Origin of the sequence: Hoyosella rhizosphaerae (genome assembly GCF_014643175.1) — a bacterium.
Lineage (GTDB): Bacteria > Actinomycetota > Actinomycetes > Mycobacteriales > Mycobacteriaceae > Lolliginicoccus > Lolliginicoccus rhizosphaerae.
On the sequence record NZ_BMJH01000003.1, the window covers coordinates 118,801 to 138,199 of the forward strand.

Consider the following 19,399-nt stretch of genomic DNA (forward strand, 5'->3'; position numbering starts at 1 on the left):
GTTCGCTCAAGCTGGGACCGGCGCCATCCCCAGATTCGTCAATACTTCCTGGGAAGCTCGCGCGAAGTTCAGGGTGCAAAAGTGTAAACACGGCGCGCCCTCAGCTACGAGGCGCTCACACATCTCCGTAGCAAGTTCAATGCCGACTTTCCGGACTTCGGCACGATCCTCTTCTGGTCCGTTGCCAGCCGCGCGCGCAAGACGCTCGTCCAGCCAGCCTGGGATCTGCGAACCAGACAGTTCCACAATCTTGCGGACCTGCCGAAGCGACGTGATGGGCAAGATGCCGGGAATGATTGGTTTCTCGCCCTCAATGGGGTCCGCTGCAACTACACGATCCCGGAGACGCAGGTAATCCTCAACATCGAAGAACATCTGAGTGATCGAGTATTCGGCTCCAGCCTTCAGCTTCGCCACGAGATAGCGAGTGTCGTGGTCAAGGTCTTGAGCGCGGTAGTGCCCTTCGGGGAATGAGGCTACGCCGACGTGGAAGTCACCCAGTTCGCGAATCATACGGACAAGCTCTTCCGCGTACTCAACGCCCTCCGGATGCTTGACCCATTGGCCAAGGGGGTCACCAGGAGGGTCGCCGCGCAACGCAAGCAGGTTCACAATTCCGCGGTCAGCGTAGGAGCCCACTAGGCCGCGAAGCTCGTCAACGCTATGCCCCACCGCTGTGAGGTGCGCAACTGGGAGAAGCGTCGTTTCCTCGGCTAGCTGGCCAGCAATCCGCACCGTGCGGTCGCGGGTTGATCCGCCAGCGCCGTAGGTCAAGGAGACAAACGCTGGATGTAGCTGCTCAAACGTGCGCACAGCACGCCACAACCGTTGCTCTTCCTTCTCATTCCGAGGTGGATAAAACTCCACCGAAAACGGCGTTCCCCCTGTATGGCTGGAAATTCGTTCAACGATCGAAGGTGTGTGGCTCACGCGCCCGCCGTGGCCTCCTGGTGTGCTTGCCTCACTTGTCACACCACACAGCATACGGATAGTGGGCAAATGCGTCGCGGAGCCGAAGTCTGCGGGCAGCAGAGCAGGTTGGCTTCACCTTGTCAGAAAATGGCCGCTACTCTTGAAACGAGGATGCAGTCCACCGATGACAGGAGCCAGTGCTGAGCACGGAAACGATTACTCACGCTGCCCGTGACCTACCCGTCGCAATTAGCGGTGAGTTGCAGAAATTCTTTGTATCGCGCGAGGCACTGGTGGCGCCAATTGGACCACACTATGAAGCGGTGGCTGACCTTCTAGCGAAGTTTGTGCTGCGCGGCGGAAAACGTGTGCGACCCGTGTTTGCGTGGCTTGGGTGGGTCGGTTCCGGAGGAAACCCGGAATCACCGGAGGCACCTTCAGTTCTCACCGCATGCGCATCGTTGGAGCTCATTCAGGCGTGCGCACTTGTCCATGACGACATTATTGATAATTCTGACACCCGACGCGGCCACCCCACCGTGCATGTCGAGTTCGCTGCCCACCACGCAAACTCCGCGTGGAACGGCGACGCTGACCGGTTCGGCGTTGCTGCGGGCATCATTACCGGCGACCTCGCCTTTGCGTGGGCTGACGACATGTTTCACGGCGCGGGACTCCCGCGTGAATCACACCTCAGGGCATTCCCGGTGTGGTCGGCGATGCGCACTGAGGTTCTCGGAGGGCAACTTCTCGACATTGTGGTCGAGGCCTCTGACGATGGCAGTCTTGAATCCGCCGAAAAAATTAACCGATACAAGACCGCCGCTTACACAGTAGAACGCCCGCTACACCTCGGAGCGGCCATAGCAGGCGCCAACGATGAGTTAATAAGCGCGTTTCGTACCTACGGGGAATGCATTGGCATCGCCTTCCAATTGCGCGATGACCTGCTCGGGGTTTTTGGCGATCCAGAACTGACTGGCAAGCCGTCCGGTGACGATCTCATCGAGGGCAAACGAACCGAACTCTTGGCGCACGCCCTCAAACGGGCGGACGCGCAGCGACCACAGGACGCACAGTTCTTGCGCAAGGCCATCGGCACCGACTTGTCAGCACACGACATCGATACCATTCGGAGCCTTCTCGTCGATCTCGGCGCCGTCGACGCTGTCGAACAACGCATTAGCACCCTTACTGACCGAGGTCTCGCTGCGTTGGAAAACAGCACCGCCACAGACAGCGCGAAACAGCAACTACATCAGATGGCACTCACTGTTACACGTAGAGCTTTCTGACGATTCAGTACAAGGGGACGAGAATGAAGACCATCGCGGGCAAGACAGAACACGTAGTTGTTGTGGGTGCTGGGCTTTCCGGACTTTCTGCTGCGTTACACCTGCGCGGAACAGGACGTTCGGTCACAGTTGTGGAGCAGAGCAGCGAACCTGGCGGCAGAGTTGGCGCATACGCTGGTCCAGACAACCAGTACCGCATCGACAGTGGCGCCACCGTCCTCACCATGCCGGATTTAATTGACGACGCACTTCGAGCAGTAGGTACCGACCGGGACACCGTCGGGCTCCACATACGGCGCATGGATCCGGCCTATCACGCACGGTACGCCGACGGCACAAGCATCAATGTCCACTCTGATCCTGAGGCAATGGAAGCTGAAGTTCGCAGGGTATGTGGCGATGACGAAGCAGCACGTTATAGGCAGCTCAGAACTTGGCTTCAGACAATGTTCGAAACGGAATTCGACCGCTTCATTGCGTCCAATTTTGATTCGCCGCTCGACCTCATGAACTCATCTTCCGCGGCACGCGACATGACGAAACTCGTGGCTCTCGGAGGGTTCAGCAGGCTGGGTCGGCAGGTTGCCAAACGAATTCACGATCCGCGCCTTCAACGAATCTTCACTTTCCAGGCTCTGTACGCCGGGATGCCTCCAGCGAAAGCCCTTGGCGTCTACGGCGCCATCGCCCACATGGACACCTCGCTCGGCGTGTACTACCCCGACGGTGGCATGCACAACATCACCAAAGCGATGGCTGAAGCGTTCGTCAACGCAGGCGGAACACTGAAGCTCGACACTGCTGTCACCAGCCTCGAAGCCCAGGGCACACGCGTCGCCGCTGCAATCACCGAACACGGCGACCGCATCTCCGGCGACAGTTTTGTTCTCACGGCAGACCTGCCAATCGTGGACGCACTCCTCGCGCCTACCTCAGCGCGCCGTCCACGCAGGCGCCTCCGGTGGTCACCGTCGGCGTTCATCCTCCACGGCACCGTTCCGCAGTCCGTATCTTCGCTATGGGACGCACAGGCGCACCACACCATCGATTTTGGCGACGCGTGGGATACCACCTTCAAAGAGTTGACGGCTAGGCGCGGCAAGGGTCGGGTCATGTCAGACCCATCCCTGCTTATCACTCGGCCTGTTATCACTGACCCGGGTCTTGCTGTCGCTAACCGCCACGACCATCCCGACTCCCCTGGGGCGCACGAACTATTGTCGATCTTGGCCCCGACCCCCAACTTGGAATCAGCACCTCTTGACTGGGACAAACTTGGCCCCGCCTATCGAGATGAACTGTTGGGCGTTCTTGAAAACCGCGGGTACAAGGGCATCGCCGAACATTTCGTCGTCGACCACGTCGATTCCCCCGGGACGTGGCTACGGCAGGGCATGGGAGCTGGTACGCCCTTCTCCGCAGCTCACACCTTCCCCCAGACAGGGCCTTTCCGAAGGCGCAACTTGGTCAAGGGCATAGATAATGTCGTTCTTTCGGGCTGCGGAACAACACCCGGCGTGGGCGTTCCGACGACGATCATTTCTGGGAAACTGGCGGCGCGGCGGATAACTGGGTGATGGTTGATCGACTTCGCCATGAGCATCGTCCCCAGCGCAGGGCCGTGTTGACCCGCCGTTAGAATAAGTTGCGATCTTGGCCGCAATGGCCCGCCGCGGGACGCGACCCTAGGGAATGATCAGACCGATGAACGCCACAAACAGAGTCTCGTTGCAGACCACCGCCGACGAGCGTCGGATCGGTAGCCTACGGGTGTTCTTTGCCAGTGCAACCGGACGTGCCACGCTACTTGGTCTCGTAGGAGCCTTAACGCTGGTCGTTGGCGGCCTCGGTTCTGGAAGTTTGCGTCGACACGATCCGCTACTCGAAACAATGCAGCTGTCGTGGTTGCGATACGGGCATGGCCTCGTCATCGCTAGCATCCTCCTCTGGGTCGGGGTGCTCCTCATGATTTGGGCGTGGGTGCGTCTTGGCCGTGCCACGATCCGCGGTGACGTATCGCTCGCTGAACTGCGGCTCACAGTCTTGCTGTGGACTGTCCCGATGCTGTTTTCAGTACCCCTGTTTAGTCGTGATGCGTACTCATATCTAGCTCAGGGTGCGCTGCTTCGTGACGGGTTCGACCCCTACTCCGTGGGCCCTGTTGCAAACCCCGGGATCATCCTGGAGAACGTCAGCACGGTGTGGACGACCACACCAGCCCCATATGGCCCCGCGTTCATGTTGATTGCGATGCTGGTGACTGTCATCTCCGGTGACAGCATCGTCATAGGCACGATGCTCATGCGCATTGCTATGCTGCCTGGCCTAATCCTCACATTGTGGGCCGTTCCACGGTTGGCTCGATACCTCGGCGGTAATCCCGCGATCGCGATCTGGCTTGGGGTACTCAACCCACTCGTCCTCATTCACCTCATCGGTGGGGTGCACAACGAAGTCCTCATGGTCGGCCTTATGGCGGCAGGTGTTGTCCTCGCATTGCAGCGATACCACATTGCAGGGATCGCTGTTGTCACCGTAGGGCTCGCAGTGAAAGCCACAGCAGGTGTTGCACTGCCCTTCATTGTGTGGATTTGGATGGTGCACCTGCGCGACGACGCTATCGAACAGGGCCGACAACCCGCCGCACCTGTGCTTCTGTTCTTTCGAACCGCAGGTATTGGCGTTGCGGTATTCGCGGCCGTCTTAGGCGCGCTATCAGCTATTGCCGGGCTCGGCCTTGGCTGGTTAACCGCCTTGCAAGGTTCCGCGTTGATCGTTAACTGGTTGTCACTACCGACCATCCTGGCGCACATCGTGACGTGGTTTACCAGCGTTCCACTGGGTTCAGCGTTGGACGTCACACGAATGATCTGCGGCGTCGCGATGTTCATCATTCTGTTGACGGTGTGGTGGCGGGGTCGTCACACGCAGCGTGATGCCATTCTTGGATTGCTGTTCGCGTTACTTGCGATCGTGATCCTGTCGCCCGCCGCCCTACCGTGGTACTACTCGTGGCCAATCGCCATTGCCGCAGGGTTTGCACTCAGTCAGCGGACACTCGTGTTCCTCACTGGACTATCTGTGTGGCTGATGGTGATCTTCCGCCCTGATGGAGCCCACGGCATGTACGACTGGGTTCATGTCACGCTCACATTCTTCGTCGCCATTGTTGCCGCTGCGTCACTCCGCAACGAGGATCCGCTTAATCTTCGCTGGCTCACTGGCCGACCCACTCCTGCTCCAGAAAGGGTCTCGTGACCGCGCAGCTGCAGCACGCTTACGAACTATGTCGGCGCATTACCGCCCACCACGCGCGAACCTACTACTTATCGACGCAAGTACTAGATCCGGCTCAACGCCCAGGGATCTACGCCCTATACGGGTTCGCTCGACAAGTCGATGACGTCATTGATGAAGGCGACCACGATCCTGAAGTGCAGGCGGCCTACGTCGACAGCGTTGAACTCGAGTTGCGGCAAGCCCTCAACGGGGAGGCAGCACCCACCGACCCAATAATTCTCGCCCTGTGCGACACCATTTCGACCTATTCGATACCGCTCGAGTACTTTTGGAGATTCCTCGACTCCATGCGCATGGATATCCCTGGTACGCCCGCATTTCGCGACCGATACCATTCCATAGCGCAACTACACGAGTACATGTATGGCTCAGCCGCGGTCATCGGCTTGCAACTACTCCCCGTATTCGGAGCGCATAGCGCCGACGCGATTGAGGGCGCAGCCGCGTTAGGCGACGCGTTTCAACTCACAAACTTTCTTCGCGACATCGCCGACGACTATCGGCGAGACCGCATTTACTTGCCGCTCGACGATTTCGCCGCATTTGGTGTGACAGAAGACACTATTGCTCACTGTGTCGACACGCGCCGAACAGACCAACGCGTGCGACGTGCACTAGCGCATTTTGTTGCGCTGACGCGTTCCTATTACCGCACTGCTGAGAAGGCACTGCCCCTGCTTCCGCCCCAACCGCGGCTTTGCGTCGAAACAGCACTTCTGCTCTATGGCGGCATCTTGGCCGAAATTGAGAACGCAGACTACGAGGTCTTCGCTTCTCGGGTGGCAGTGCCGAAGCGGCGTCGATTCATGGTTGCGGCGCCGCGGATGGCCCGCGCCGCCGCTCTCCGCATCGAGTCATCCCGCGTTCAGCAATCCAGCGGTTAAACAACAACGAGCTCCGCTACAGCGCCAAAGCTTGCGCTCGACGCACTACCTCACGCGCAGAATGCGTATGCAACGCATCCACGGGGCGCCCTGGCAAAGACGGATCTTCTTCATACATCCAGCGCAAAGCCTCCGCGTGCGAGTACCCGCCATCGCGCAGTACCGCAATCAACCCAGGGAGTTGCTTCAGGACCCGCTGCTTTCCGACGTTCTCTTCATCGGCCACAAAGAAAGTGGACGGAATCACTGCGATCTTGTCGCGGCGAACCGCGAGCAACAGATCATCGCGCAACATTTGATGAACCCGGGTCACCGGGACGCCAAGGAGTTCCGCTACGTCAGGCAGCGTCAGGACTTCATCGGTTTCAGACAGAACATCATCACACACAGGAAACGTACTCACAGTGCTACCGTAGCGCCCCGACGGCCAATGAGTTGAACTGACGGTTGCGACAAAGCCGAAATCATCCCGCTACGATCGAGCAGTACGTCATGTTGGGAACTCCACAACCTAGACCAAATACTGGAGTGAAGTTCCGGGCAATACAGATAACGGTAGGAGCTGACGAAATATGGGGAACATTAGTCCGAAAGGTTCAGACTCGTTGAACCTTGTCGGTGCCCTACTCGACGGCAGATACCGCATTGACGCCCCCATCGCTCGGGGTGGAATGTCAGTTGTGTACCAAGGCATGGATGTTCGCCTCGACCGGCCGGTCGCTGTCAAGGTGATGGATCCCCGCTTCTCTGAAGACCCCCAGTTCCTTGAGCGCTTCGAATTTGAAGCACGAAGCATAGCGCGACTCAACCACCCGGCCCTCGTTGCCGTCCACGACCAAGGCACCGATGGCCAGCACGTTTTCCTCGTCATGGAACTGGTTCCTGGTGGCACGTTGCGCGAACTGTTGCGTGAACGCGGCCCCATGCCCCCGTATGCCGCCGCGGCCGTTGCCCGGCCTGTGTTGCGGGCACTAGCAGTCGCCCACCGCGCAGGATTAGTGCACCGCGACATTAAGCCCGAGAATGTTCTGATCTCTGATTCCGGCGCGGTAAAGATCGCCGACTTTGGCCTTGTACGCGCGGTGGCGGCCTCGGGCACAACATCGGGCAGCATGATTCTTGGCACCGCCGCGTACCTGTCGCCAGAGCAAGTCAGCATTGGTAGCGCAGATGCTCGGAGCGACGTTTACAGCATGGGTATTTTGCTGTTCGAGATGCTGACTGGGCGTACCCCGTTTACGGGCGACAGTTCGATCGCCATTGCATACCAACGAACAAGCAACGACGTACCCGCACCGAGCAGCATTATCGCTGGAGTACCGGCAGAGTTAGACGCCTTCGTTGTCAAAGCAACACAGCGTGAGCCGGAAAAGCGTTTTGCCGATGCCTCAGAGATGGTGCACGCACTGGTCGCCCTGACCGACAAGTTAGCTTTGCCGCAATATCGTGTTCCCGCACCCAAGCGGTCTGCCCAACACGAGACGATGTCCACGATGCACGGGGTCGCAGGCGGAGACAAACATGGCGGCGCCAACCTTGACAGCACCGAAACCGCCAACGCTGGTTCACACACCACCGTGATCGCCGACGAGTCGGGGGTAGCTCCGCCTGAAAACGCCACTGGGCGTAGTCCAAGTGAAAAAACTACCGCGCTGTCGCCTCCTGTTTCAGCACCCCCTGTTGCGGTACCGCCAGTCCCTGTGCCACCTGTTCCTGGGCCACCTGTTCCTGTGCCGCAGGCTGGGTCGCCGACGTCTGTGCTGCCAGTAGGTGCGCCACAGACCACCAGCACACCGCCGACCGGCGACGCCGCTGTTGGGCAGCCACACCCTTCGGAAAATGATCTCTCACCAAGTCGCGGTCCCCGTTCACCGCTAGTGCTGCTCATCATCGTCCTATTACTTGCGGCCACAATTGGTATGGCTGGTTGGTGGTTCGGGTCAGGACGGTACGTCAATGTCCCAGAAATCACCGGGCTTGACCTCACGAGCGCCGAATCAGCAATCGAAGAAGCAGGCCTCCGCCCGGTGCGCGACGGCCAGTACCAAGATGCCATACCCGCCGACACAATCCTCGACATCACACCTTCACCTGGTAGTCGGATTGTGCGGCGGTCCGATGTGGTTCTCGCCGTGTCGCTCGGCCAACCCACCGTCCCCGAGATTGATGGCGATATCACTGTCGAAGACATGATCGACGAGCTTCGTGACCGCACCTTCGTTCCGGTACTGGGAGACGGTGTCTTTCACCAAACCCGACCAGAGGGTTCCGTAGTATCCCTGTCACCCGCGTCGGGCACCACTCTTAATGTCGGCTCCACCGTCACCGTCACGCCCAGCCGTGGCGAACCAATCATCGTCCCCAACGTCCGCGGAATGAGCGTTGACGACGCACGCGCAGTACTTGCAGACGCCGGGCTGAACGTCGGAACCATCACCGAAGAATTTGACGGCGGGATAGACGACGGTGACGTTGCGGAAACGCAGCCTGCCATTGGGTCGGAAGCTGCCCAAGGGGAAACCGTCACAATAGTGGTGTCTAACGCGATTCGCGTACCTTCAGTGCTCGGCCGCAATGTGGGGAGCGCCCGCACCGAACTATCCGACTTGGGCTTCAATGTCGATGTCCGGCAGCTAGTTAGTTCTGACTCGTCCATCGTGATCGGGCAGAACCCCAGTGCGGGATCGCGGCAACGGCCTGGCGGCACAATCACACTCACCGCCCTGCCGTAGCAGCATCACCACAACTCCTGGGGCCTGCCTTACTGGCCTTAGCCCCGGAGCATCTCCGCAACAAGAAACGCCAGCTCAAGCGACTGCTGGGTATTCAGCCTCGGATCGCACGCGGTCTCGTAGCGCCCTGCGAGGTCGAGGTCGGAAATTTCCTGAGCACCACCAAGACATTCGGTTACGTTCTCGCCGGTGAACTCAATATGAATGCCGCCAGGGTGAGTCCCCAGGTCGTTGTGCACCTCAAAGAACCCCTGCACTTCGTCGACAATGCGGTCAAAGTGCCGTGTCTTATACCCAGTCGTCGCCTCGTGAGTGTTGCCATGCATCGGATCACACTGCCAAATCACCTGGTGCCCCGTGGCCTGGACCTTTTCCACGATTGGGGGCAACACGTCGCGAACCTTGCCGTTGCCCATGCGAGACACCAGTGTCAGCCGACCAGGCTTGTTGTGAGGATCGAGTCGTTCGACATATTCCACAGCCATATCGGGAGTCGTGGAAGGTCCAATCTTCAAACCGATCGGGTTTGAGATCAGCTCGGCAAGCGCGATGTGCGCGCCATCAAGCTGACGAGTGCGATCCCCGATCCACAAGAAGTGCGCCGACAAGTCGTACAAGCGTGGTTCCTCCCGACGCTCATCGAGACGCAACATGGCACGTTCGTAATCCATCACCAACGCCTCGTGGCTGGAATAGATGTCCACCGTGTGCAATTCGGGGTCCGAGACGCCGCACGCATCCATGAAACGCAGCCCGCGATCAATTTCACTAGCGAGGGCTTCGTACCGAGCGCCAGCGGGCGAAGTGCGCACAAACTCACGGTTCCACTCATGCACGAGGCGCAAGTCGGCTAGCCCGGACCCCGTCAACGCACGTACGAGGTTCATTGCAGCACTGGCATTCGCATACGCACGCACGAGCCTTGACGCATCGTGCTTGCGGGTCATCTCGTCGGGGGCGAGGGAGTTGACCATGTCCCCGCGATACGACGGCAAACCGAGCGCGTCGAGATCAGACGACCGCGGCTTGGCGTACTGGCCGGCAATGCGCGCGACCTTCACTACCGGCATGCTTGCGCCATATGTCAGCACGACCGCCATTTGCAACAGTGTGCGGATGTTCGCACGAATGTGAGGCTCAGTGTTGTCCGCAAAAGTCTCAGCGCAGTCACCACCCTGCAATAGGAATGCCTCACCCCTAGCTACCGCAGCGAGCTTGTCCTGCAGTGCATCAACTTCAGGGGCGACAGCAATCGGTGGTACCGATTCAAGCACAGTTCGCATCGTGGCGGCCTGCCCTGCGGGCCACGATGGCTGCTGCAGTGCGGGTTTCGCCAACGCCGCGTCGAGCCTGCTTCGCAGGTCGCCCGGTAGCGGCGGAAGTTCCGGCAATTCATCGATGGCAACGTCGACAGTCCAGTTCACATCTCTAGAGTAGGTCGTTTACCCGCCTGCCCGCTCAGGAGGTGTGAAATTGAGAGGCTAGACGGTGCGTCGCTGCTCCCTGTGGTGTTCAATCGCGAGGAATCTAACCCGGTTGTGTCGGGCGTCAGCGAGGGCGTCGTGAGCATCGTCGGGGGCTGGCGGCAAATGCGGTTTACCATGCGTTTCCCAATGTTGCTTGATCTCGCGAGTAAACCGAGGCATCCCTACTGGGAGTGCCGTCATCGGCCCCCACAATTGGCACAGAGCTACGTGATCGTATGCGCCGACCCAAGCCCACAATTCCACCCCACCGTCCTCTGGTGCGAGGAACCGTGCGAGATCGTCACGGATACTGCTTCGACTCCGCCACAGTTTGGAAGATGGCGAAGGCAACTTGGGAAGTACATGTTGCCGGACCCATTTGCCTGCCTTGGATTCATCGAACTCTGTGGAAACGGCATAGTATTCACGGCCAGATTCGCTCACCACTGCAATCGATACGAGATCGATGGTGCGCCCATCTTCAATAAATTCGCAGTCATAAAAATAGCGCACTGTTTCTCTGCATCCGCCTGTCGTATCGTGGTGTCGATTCGCTAAGTCTGCCAGAGTACTAGGTTTGCTGGGCACCTTTGTTTCTCACGCGAAGCTGACTGAGCACTAGTGTGATCGTTCCGCCGCCAGTGTTGTTCGCGCGATATCTGCCGCACCAATTGTCGCAGCGTCCTCCCCCATTTGCGCCCTTCTAATGCGCGCTAAGGGCCGATACCCTGCACCAGTTAACATCGCGATGTAATGTTCGCGGGCCTCGTCGAGGAACAGTGGCGCCGCAGAACCCACACCGCCTCCGAGCACAATCAGATCAGGGTCATAAACATCACTGACGAGCGCCAACCCCACACCTAACCACCGCGCAAAATACGCGATAGTTGCCTCCCCGAGCGGGTCGCCCTCCTGCGCTGCCACCATCACCCTGCGCCCCGAAACAGACTCCGGGTCTTGACGTAACTCACGAGCAAGCGGAGTTGACATCCTCGGGTTTGCGGCGAGCAGTTCGATGGCCGAATCGATCAATCCGGTTCCGCTGCAATACCGCTCCCAACAACCGCGCTTGCCGCAAGGGCAACTTCTGCCGTTCGGCACAACCTGGAGATGGCCGAGTTCAGGTGCCACTCCAAAGCTTCCCCGATAGATTTCGCCATCAATGACTAGTGCAGCGCCTATCCCTGTGCCAATGGCAAGCGTGACGACATTCTCCCCGCCCATCGCGGCACCAAAACGAAACTCAGCCCAACCAGCAGCATTCGCATCATGCTCCAGTACCACCGGAACTCCGAGCCTCTGAGACAGTTCAACGCCAACCCGCGCTTGGCGCCACGGCAAGTGGGGGGCAAATTGGACCGTGGTTTTATCCTTTGACAGAAATCCTGCGACAGCCAGACCAACTGCGGACACCGCGTGATCTGCTATGAGTTGCTTGATAGCGCCTTCTAGCGCCAACTCTAACGACGCCACAGAGTGCGGCGTGGGGGCATGCACAGTATCAATCACTGTGCCGTCGGCGGCGACAACGCCAGCACGGATATTTGTGCCCCCGATGTCGACGCCAATGGCGAGCTCCGGTGACGGTGAAACGTCACGTCGCGAGCGCCGCGCAGGGGTGTCCACTACGTTCCGACTAGCACCGGAATTGGTTCAAACCGAGCAGTCCGCCGCACTCGGGGCCCGGCAGTCGGGGCATCAGCCGACGGGTTCGTGCCGGTAGCTGTCGGCGCCGCGGTCGGTTCAGAACCGTACTCAGTAAAGGCCCGCGCAAAATCGAACATCGACGACAGCTGCATGGCGATCACATCATCGAGTGTTGAGTCGTCCTCGTGCTCCAAAATTGTCTTGAGAAAGCCCAAAACGGTGGCAGCGTGACGAGCAAGAAACCCCAATAGCTCGTGATTCTCACCTTTAGCGATGGCAACAATTGCGCACACAGGGCACCAGGCACAACCTGATCGTGTGATCGCGCCGTCATGGTGACCTTCAGCAAAATTACGCAAGGCCGGCTCGTATCGTTCGACGACCGCCTGCGCAAGTTGACGAAGTTCTCGAACTGCGGCGCGGATTCCAGCCTGCGCATCAGTGGCGGTTGATCCGTCTACCACTGTGGCCACACCTCCGGATTAGGTCTGAATCGAATCTGCAACTGGCTACCTTCTACACGAGCTCCGATGACTATGCACCTTCGCAGCACTGATGGTAGTGGGACACGTCGCTTTATCCCCGCAGCCCCCACGACGAGATCATCGTCAATTCGGCCAAGCTTAATAGAGTGAGCGTCAACTAGCGGGAGTTTAATGCGGAGCAGGTAGACCGCCTTGAGACCATCGCCGGACTCGTGTTCCAACTTCGGGTCGTGCTGATGATCCACCTCGCCCCACACCGGACCGTCTGGCCCATACACTTGGCCCGCAAGTTCACGAAGCGCAGCGATTCCCACCGGTTCGGAGGCGGTGTACCCGGCGGTGAGCAGCGGGGTGTCTCCTAATGCATGGGCGAGCTCGTCCACAACCGCGCGTTGTTCTGCGACTCGGGCGTGGTACCAGGTCCGAATGGGATCGTTAGTCGTGTCGGGCACGCGTTCCGCTTGTGTATCACCGCCCTGATCTGAGGCATCCTCATCTGAGCCGTCCTCAGAATAGGAAACCAGCATTCTATTGACGATTACCCCGTCGAGAGCCATTCCCAGCAAAGCCATCGCTGTGACGGTTCGGCGAGTCTCTTCAAGCACAACGCGTTCAGGCGTAAGCACCAGGCTTACCCGTGTCGAGGTGGAGTTCGTCAAGAGCGTTTTCAGACCCAGAGTGGTCTCCGCCAGTTTGTCGAGAAGTTCTGCCACAAAACCTTGAACCCCGGGATGACCGACGGAGTGAATTCTGCGATGTTGAGGCCACAAGCGCTCAACGTAGGATCGTGCTGTTTCGGGCAAGGTGATCAGACGAATCGTTTCGGCCGTAGGTGCGCAATCGAGAACAATAACGTCCCACATTTTGGTACGCGCAAGGCGTGCGACCTCAGCGAGCGCTAAAAGTTCCTCAACCCCCGGCAATACCGTGAGCTCTTCCGGCTCGAGGGAAAACCAATCGATTCCCTCAGGGGCAGCTACTTCTAGCAGCGGGTCCATCTTGTCAACAAGGTTTCGCCACGCCGACTCAGCCAACGCAACTGCGTCAATGTGATGGGCCTGAACGCCATCAGCAACATCCCACCAACCATCGCCGTCACGAGCCTGCAATTCGCCAAATGCGTCAGCGAGCGAATGCGCTTGGTCCGTGGATACCACCAGCACGCGCTGACCAGTACGCGCGAGGGCAACAGCAGTGGACGCAGCCAGCGTTGTTTTGCCGACTCCACCCTTACCAACAAACAGGCGAATCCGAGTTGTGGTCACCCGTAAACCCCGCTCAGCGCTCAACCCTTTTCTTCAGTTCCTTGAGCGCAGTGTCGGTAATGACCTTCTCGGCCCGCCTCTTCAGCAACCCGATCACAGGAATCGACAAATCAACTTCGAGTTCATATGTGACGCGAGTGCGGTTGTCGGGCAGCGGTTCGAGCGTGTAAGAACCCGATTGCGCCTTCTGAATTCCGCCGTCAACGAGTTTCCAGCTCACGACCAACCCGTCCGGCGACCAGGTGTATGCGAGTTCGTATTCGTCCTTGATTACCCCAGCGTCAAGCACAAAACGCACGCGCGACGCTCGACCATTGGGTAGTGAGGACCGCACTTCCACGCTTTTTGCTGCAGAAACCCAGCTTGGGTACTCGGCAAAGTCAGCGATCACCGCCATGATGCGATCAGCTGGTGCCTCGATCACGATCGACTGCGTGGTCCTTTCCGTCATGACCTAAACGCTACCTTGCCGGCGCAGCGCCCACAGCAGGCTCGCCTGGCCGACGTCCTTGTTCTGCCAGGAATTTCACCTCAAGCGCCATCGCGCGACCCGCTACTCGCCGCGCCCGGTTTGCCTCAGGCAAGCTCGCGATATCGACGTTGCCACCGACAGGTTCTGCGTGAAGGAAATAGTGCACCGTGGTGCCGTCAAGGTTTGGCTCAAGCCAAACCTCCATGGTGCCGTCCAACTTTCCAGCAACAAGCCATCGAATTCCCTGCTCACCACGATCTTGCCGAACGTCGAGACGCAAATCGGGCCACCAGCGGCGCCAACGCCTCTGGTCCTGGAACACTTCAGCGACGATGGCGGGGGGTGCAGCGACAAAAGTGTCGTCTGCAACATGGATGCTGCTCACCTCCACAGCATCACACAAGCAACAGCGCAAGCACCACTTTCTGAACTCTGTGTGGATAGGCACCTGCCATTGAATGCAATGGCAGGTTAAAGTGGGGCACAGATTTACAAGTGGCCTACATCACGGAGGTAATCAGTGCGCGAATTCAGCGTCCCAGCTACATTTACGGTCCCGGAAGGTGCGTCCTGCGCAGATGCTGTCGCGCGCAACGCGGCAGAAGCCCCCACCTACCCCCTGTTCCGGAAGCTCGTCGGCGAGAACTGGACAGATGTCACAGCCAAGGAATTTGCTGACAACGTAAATAAAGTCGCGAAGGGGCTCGTCGCTCTGGGCGTCAACAAGGGCGATCGAGTCGCACTTCTATCCAACACACGATACGAATGGGTCGTTCTCGACTACGCGATCTGGACAGCCGGTGGCGTCACCGTTCCCATTTACGCCTCCTCATCCCCTGACCAAGTTAAATGGATCCTCGAAGACTCCGCCGCCGTAGGCCTCGTCGTTGAAACAACCGAGAACGCCTCGACCCACAAGGCAGTAGCCGACGAAGCGAAAGACCTCAAGAAGGTTCTCGTCATCGACGAGGGCGCACTTGATGAGCTTGTCGCGGCGGGCGCTGACGTCTCAGACGAGGACATTGCAGCTCGCGTAAACTCCGTCACCGCCGCTGACCCCGCCACGCTGATCTACACCTCAGGCACCACAGGACGCCCCAAAGGCGTTCAGCTCACGCACTTTAACTTGCAGGCAGAAGTCCAAAGCATCCTCGCGTCGAGCTTGTCCGAGTACCTACAGCAAAACGCCAAGACGCTGCTCTTCCTCCCCCTCGCACACATTTTCGCTCGCGTCATCAGCATCGCGTGCGTCGAAGTACGCGTCACAGTCGGCCACACATCCGACATCCCCAACATCGTTGCGCACCTCGGCAGCTTCCAGCCCACTGTCCTTCTTGCTGTGCCGCGCATCTTCGAGAAGGTGTACAACGGTGCACGCCTGAAAGCTCACGCTGCAGGCAAGGGCAAGATTTTCGACAAGGCTGCCGACACCGCGATCGCGTGGAGCAAGGCCCAAGACGAAGGCGGCGCAGGCTTCGGACTCAAGGCCAAGCATGCACTTTTCAGCAAGCTCGTCTACGGCAAGCTCCTTGCAGCGCTTGGCGGGCAATGCACCGCAGCGATCGCCGGTGGCGCACCGCTCGGCGCACGCCTCGGTCACTTCTTCCGCGGCGCCGGATTGAAGGTGTACGAGGGCTACGGTTTGACTGAAACCAGCGCCGCGATCACGGTGAACACACCAGGTCACCATCGAATCGGTTCTGTCGGTAGGCCACTGCCTGGAGCAAAGGTTCGTATCGCGGAAGACGGCGAAGTCTTGCTGTCCGGACCAGTGGTTTTCGATGGCTACTGGCAAAACGAAAAGGCCACCAAGGAATCAATCGTTGATGGTTGGTTCCACACCGGTGACATCGGGTCACTCGACAACGATGGTTTCCTCTCCATCACGGGGCGCAAGAAAGAAATCATCGTCACCGCAGGTGGAAAGAATGTTTCACCTTCTGGTCTCGAAGACGTCCTTCGCTCCAGCGCCATCGTGAGCCAAGCAATGGTTGTCGGCGACCAGAAGCCCTACATTGCTGCGGTCCTCACCCTCGACCCCGAAGCGATTCCAGGGTGGCTCGAGCGCAACGGCAAGCCTGCCGATACCAGCGTCGGATCGTTGCGCAACGATCCAGATCTCATTGCCGAGATCGACGCTGTCGTCGCACAAGCCAACCAAACCGTCTCCAACGCCGAGGCCATCAAGAAGTACAAGATCCTCGACATTGACTTCACCGAGGCGACCGGCGAATTGACGCCGTCGATGAAACTCAAGCGGAACGTCGTTGCGCAGAAGTTCGCCGACGAAATCGAAGGCCTATACACGAAGTAGTATCAGGCTCAAGTAGCACCAAACTTGAATGGCCCCACCCGCGAACCAGCGGGTGGGGCCATTTTCGTCTCGTTAACCGTCAATAAAAGTCTGCAGTCTCCGAGCCATCGTGCCCCACTGCCAATTCTGTGTCACCCATTCGCGTCCGGCTTTCCCCATCATTCGAGCCCGGTCAAGGTCACTGAGGACAGCGGTGATCGCTTCGGTAATTTCAGCAACTGAACGTCCGTCTACAACATGGCCAGTTTCGTGGTCCAGAACTGTTTCCGGCGCACCACCGGAACGGCCCGCAACCACGGGCACCCCCGAGGCCGAAGCCTCCAAGAAGACGATCCCGAGGCCTTCGACATCCAGTCCTGCTCCCCTAGTTCGACACGGCATCGCAAACACGTCAGCCATAGCGTGATGCGCCGCAAGCTCGTCTGAAGGAACCGATCCAGTGAAAATCACATCGTCCTCAACGCCGCATTCTCGTGCCAACTTTCGGAGCTGCTGACCGTAAGGGCCTCCCCCGACAATGACAAGCGCCGCACCGTCGATGTGGCTCCGGATTCCACTCAGTGCGCGGATCAGCATGTCCTGCCCCTTCCGCGGAACCAACCGAGATAGACACACAATCGTGGGACGCTCGCCTAGACGGTAACGGGCACGCAACGACTCCCGCGCAGCACTGTCCGGGCGGAAGACGTTTGTGTCGACCCCCGGAGGAACATGCTCTAGCGCCGCATTCGCGCCAAATGCTGAAGCAAACCGTCCACGCGTGTACTTGCTGACATAGGTGATAACGTCCGCGGTTTCGCCAATGACGCGCAGTGATTGCCGCGACACCGGAAGCATGGACCAGCCGACCTCGTGTCCATGTGTGCAGGCAACTGCTCGCTCCACCCCCGAACGGCGAAGGAAGGGCGTCATCAACGCAAGTGGCGCTGCTGCACCAAACCACACCGCTGAACAGTTTCGATCACGCACAATCTCTCGTGCCCTTTTCAGAACACCTGGCGAGGGAACCATCAGGGTAGTTGGGTGGCGCACCACCTCGAACGGCTGTTCTGAATCAAAACGGGTATGTGTGTCTCCGCGCCATTTCGGGGCGTAGACGACAAGATCGTCAGGGGGGACCAAAGAGGCCAACGTATGGATGTATGACTGGATTCCGCCGGGGCGCGGCGGGAAATCATTGGTCACCAAAAGTGTGCGACGCATGCCCATACCGTATTGGTTTCTTCAGCTATCCACACACCAAGGTCCCATTTATCGCTTGGCACCGGCTGCCGCGCGGCGTGTCAGCTACTCAATATTGTTTGCCCACCACATCGACCACCGGGTCAGTGCTTCCGCGTAACCGATGCCCAGCGCTTCGCGAAGCCCGCGGTCGATCGCTTCGTTGCCTCCCCCTGTTTCGGCAATAGCGAAATACGTCTCACGTACTGCTGATGGTCCAAACTCGTCGGCAATGAACAGCGCGAACGACCACGAGAGTTCATATGCGAGAACTGTCGATTGTGTATCCGCATGAAAATGATCGTCGCGGGGCAACGAATCCGGCGGTCCGAATTGCCGAACCATTCTCACAGCGTTGGGTGCGCCATCGAACAATTCGATGCTCGTTCCCGTTCGGCCCACAAAATCTGCGGTGCCCTCTTTGAGCCACAGGGGTGTCGAAGGTGCTGTTCGGGACCGGGTGATGACGTGGGTGAGCTCGTGCTTGAGAGTCGCTTGACGTTGATCCGCACTTAGGGTGTCGAATACCTGTGTATTGATAATGACACGCTGCCCGTCGGCCGGGCTTGCGCTCGTTGCCGGATTCGCTATGGCGACAGCAGCGATATTGCCGCCTTTATGATTTCCGTCGTCACCATCATTGCCGAACCCGCCCGCCAATGCAGCTAGCTGCGCGGAGTCTGTCGCAAGGACGATTACCACCTCATCAGCCCACGGGGTTTCCCAAAAGCCATCAGCTTCTGAAGCTACCGTCGGCAGCGATTCTGCAATCTCTGCCAAGCGTTCATCCATGTCGGCGGGTGCCACAAGAACGAACCGAATGCCCTGTGAATCCTTTGTTTGCGAGGAAAGTACATCGAAATCCCATGGCCCCGACCATTGTTTACGGGGTACGCCCATCGATTGAGCATGTTCATCGGTGTCCCCAGCGATCAGCCACGTGTCGCCGTGTAGTGCCAGGAATAGTGTCGCGGGGCGATCTGCGTGCCCGACCTCATTGTCATAGGCGTACCGGGTCCGAATTTCTGGCGCCCACACGTCTCTGGCATTGAGGTGCTGGATCGCGTCGGTCGAGAGGAACTGTTCCGGGCCGTCAGCCAGATAGTACGACCAGGACACAATGGGTGCCGATGCCAGCGAAACCGAGCGCTGGATTTCACGGCGAACAAAACTTTCGTCTGCGTTCGGATGAATCAACTTTTCCAAGGCGTCTGTATCGCCCGCGTGCTGCGCTTGGGCAAACGAATCAAGCACGCCTTGCACTTCAGCAACTTTAGGATCCGCATTCGACACAGTGGCCGGAGCGGTCGTTTCCGCATGATCTGGTGGGTGCGCAGGCTGAGCGCATGCAGCAAGTGTGAAGGCAATGATTGCCACAAAAACCAGTCGAACTGCAGCGCTCACGA

The 19,399-nt window shown here is 58.8% G+C and carries 17 protein-coding genes; 6 read left to right on the plus strand and 11 right to left on the minus strand.

Going from position 1 to position 19,399, the window contains the following annotated elements; all coding sequences use genetic code 11:
* Positions 1-6: 6 nt before the first annotated feature.
* Positions 7-930, minus strand: a complete 924-nt coding sequence (metF, locus tag IEW73_RS12250) for a methylenetetrahydrofolate reductase [NAD(P)H] (RefSeq protein ID WP_229676029.1) — start codon at positions 928-930, stop codon at positions 7-9.
* 179 nt (positions 931-1,109) lie between these two features.
* On the opposite strand from metF, the gene IEW73_RS12255 reads away from it, so the two are divergent.
* From IEW73_RS12255 to IEW73_RS12270, 4 genes are all read left to right on the plus strand, one after another.
* Positions 1,110-2,207 carry a polyprenyl synthetase family protein gene (locus tag IEW73_RS12255; protein WP_372433634.1) on the plus strand — a complete coding sequence of 366 codons (1,098 nt, stop codon included), beginning with the start codon at positions 1,110-1,112 and terminating at the stop codon, positions 2,205-2,207.
* Between the two features lie 23 nt (positions 2,208-2,230).
* Positions 2,231-3,784, plus strand: a complete 1,554-nt coding sequence (crtI, locus tag IEW73_RS12260) for a phytoene desaturase family protein (RefSeq protein WP_188675453.1) — start codon at positions 2,231-2,233, stop codon at positions 3,782-3,784.
* A gap of 127 nt (positions 3,785-3,911) precedes the next feature.
* Positions 3,912-5,465: an alpha-(1->6)-mannopyranosyltransferase A gene (locus IEW73_RS12265; protein ID WP_188675456.1), complete on the plus strand. Its 1,554-nt coding sequence runs from the start codon at positions 3,912-3,914 to the stop codon at positions 5,463-5,465.
* On the plus strand, positions 5,462-6,391 hold the full coding sequence (locus IEW73_RS12270) for a phytoene/squalene synthase family protein (protein WP_188675459.1): 930 nt from the start codon (positions 5,462-5,464) through the stop codon (positions 6,389-6,391). The genes IEW73_RS12265 and IEW73_RS12270 overlap by 4 nt, the downstream gene beginning before the upstream one ends.
* A gap of 16 nt (positions 6,392-6,407) precedes the next feature.
* Here IEW73_RS12270 and IEW73_RS12275 read toward each other — a convergent pair whose 3' ends face one another.
* Positions 6,408-6,794, minus strand: a complete 387-nt coding sequence (locus tag IEW73_RS12275) for an Rv2175c family DNA-binding protein (RefSeq protein WP_206050461.1) — start codon at positions 6,792-6,794, stop codon at positions 6,408-6,410.
* Between the two features lie 169 nt (positions 6,795-6,963).
* Between IEW73_RS12275 and IEW73_RS12280 the strand changes: the two genes are divergently transcribed.
* A complete protein-coding gene (locus IEW73_RS12280) occupies positions 6,964-9,123 on the plus strand; it encodes a Stk1 family PASTA domain-containing Ser/Thr kinase (RefSeq protein WP_188675462.1) in 2,160 nt (719 codons plus the stop codon).
* A 38-nt stretch (positions 9,124-9,161) separates the two neighbouring features.
* Here IEW73_RS12280 and IEW73_RS12285 read toward each other — a convergent pair whose 3' ends face one another.
* The 7 genes from IEW73_RS12285 to IEW73_RS12315 all read right to left on the minus strand — a co-directional run bounded on the left by IEW73_RS12285 (position 9,162) and on the right by IEW73_RS12315 (position 14,843).
* Positions 9,162-10,547, minus strand: a complete 1,386-nt coding sequence (locus IEW73_RS12285) for a class II 3-deoxy-7-phosphoheptulonate synthase (RefSeq protein WP_188675465.1) — start codon at positions 10,545-10,547, stop codon at positions 9,162-9,164.
* Positions 10,548-10,604: 57 nt separating this feature from the next.
* Positions 10,605-11,102 (minus strand): polyadenylate-specific 3'-exoribonuclease AS, encoded by a 498-nt coding sequence (locus IEW73_RS12290; RefSeq protein WP_188675468.1) that lies wholly within the window; start codon positions 11,100-11,102, stop codon positions 10,605-10,607.
* Between the two features lie 105 nt (positions 11,103-11,207).
* A complete protein-coding gene (locus tag IEW73_RS12295) occupies positions 11,208-12,215 on the minus strand; it encodes an ROK family protein (protein WP_188675471.1) in 1,008 nt (335 codons plus the stop codon).
* Complete coding sequence (locus tag IEW73_RS12300; protein ID WP_188675474.1) at positions 12,215-12,709, minus strand: hypothetical protein; 495 nt, start codon at positions 12,707-12,709, stop codon at positions 12,215-12,217. The genes IEW73_RS12295 and IEW73_RS12300 overlap by 1 nt, the downstream gene beginning before the upstream one ends.
* Positions 12,694-13,986 carry an ArsA family ATPase gene (locus IEW73_RS12305; RefSeq protein ID WP_188675476.1) on the minus strand — a complete coding sequence of 431 codons (1,293 nt, stop codon included), beginning with the start codon at positions 13,984-13,986 and terminating at the stop codon, positions 12,694-12,696. Before IEW73_RS12305 ends, IEW73_RS12300 begins: the two co-directional genes overlap by 16 nt.
* 13 nt (positions 13,987-13,999) lie before the next feature.
* Positions 14,000-14,437, minus strand: coding sequence for an SRPBCC family protein (locus IEW73_RS12310; protein WP_188675478.1), 438 nt, complete (start codon positions 14,435-14,437; stop codon positions 14,000-14,002).
* Between the two features lie 10 nt (positions 14,438-14,447).
* Positions 14,448-14,843 carry a polyketide cyclase / dehydrase and lipid transport gene (locus IEW73_RS12315; RefSeq protein ID WP_188675482.1) on the minus strand — a complete coding sequence of 132 codons (396 nt, stop codon included), beginning with the start codon at positions 14,841-14,843 and terminating at the stop codon, positions 14,448-14,450.
* A 135-nt stretch (positions 14,844-14,978) separates the two neighbouring features.
* Here IEW73_RS12315 and IEW73_RS12320 point away from each other — a divergent pair, with 135 nt between their 5' ends.
* The gene (locus IEW73_RS12320) at positions 14,979-16,772 is read left to right on the plus strand and encodes an AMP-dependent synthetase/ligase (protein WP_188675485.1); all 1,794 of its coding nucleotides are present in this window, start codon (positions 14,979-14,981) and stop codon (positions 16,770-16,772) included.
* A gap of 72 nt (positions 16,773-16,844) precedes the next feature.
* Here IEW73_RS12320 and IEW73_RS12325 read toward each other — a convergent pair whose 3' ends face one another.
* Both IEW73_RS12325 and IEW73_RS12330 read right to left on the minus strand, forming a co-directional pair.
* On the minus strand, positions 16,845-17,975 hold the full coding sequence (locus tag IEW73_RS12325; RefSeq protein ID WP_188675488.1) for a glycosyltransferase family 4 protein: 1,131 nt from the start codon (positions 17,973-17,975) through the stop codon (positions 16,845-16,847).
* 84 nt (positions 17,976-18,059) lie between these two features.
* On the minus strand, positions 18,060-19,397 hold the full coding sequence (locus IEW73_RS12330; RefSeq protein WP_188675491.1) for a hypothetical protein: 1,338 nt from the start codon (positions 19,395-19,397) through the stop codon (positions 18,060-18,062).
* Between the last annotated feature and the right edge of the window lie 2 nt (positions 19,398-19,399).

Excerpts from the sequence above, each read along its gene's own strand:
- IEW73_RS12325 (WP_188675488.1), bottom strand. The coding sequence starts at position 17,975 with ATGCGTCGCACACTTTTGGTGACCAATGATTTCCCGCCGCGCCCCGGC.
- IEW73_RS12265 (WP_188675456.1), top strand. The coding sequence starts at position 3,912 with ATGAACGCCACAAACAGAGTCTCGTTGCAGACCACCGCCGACGAGCGT.
- crtI (WP_188675453.1), top strand. The coding sequence starts at position 2,231 with ATGAAGACCATCGCGGGCAAGACAGAACACGTAGTTGTTGTGGGTGCT.
- IEW73_RS12310 (WP_188675478.1), bottom strand. The coding sequence starts at position 14,437 with ATGACGGAAAGGACCACGCAGTCGATCGTGATCGAGGCACCAGCTGAT.
- IEW73_RS12280 (WP_188675462.1), top strand. The coding sequence starts at position 6,964 with ATGGGGAACATTAGTCCGAAAGGTTCAGACTCGTTGAACCTTGTCGGT.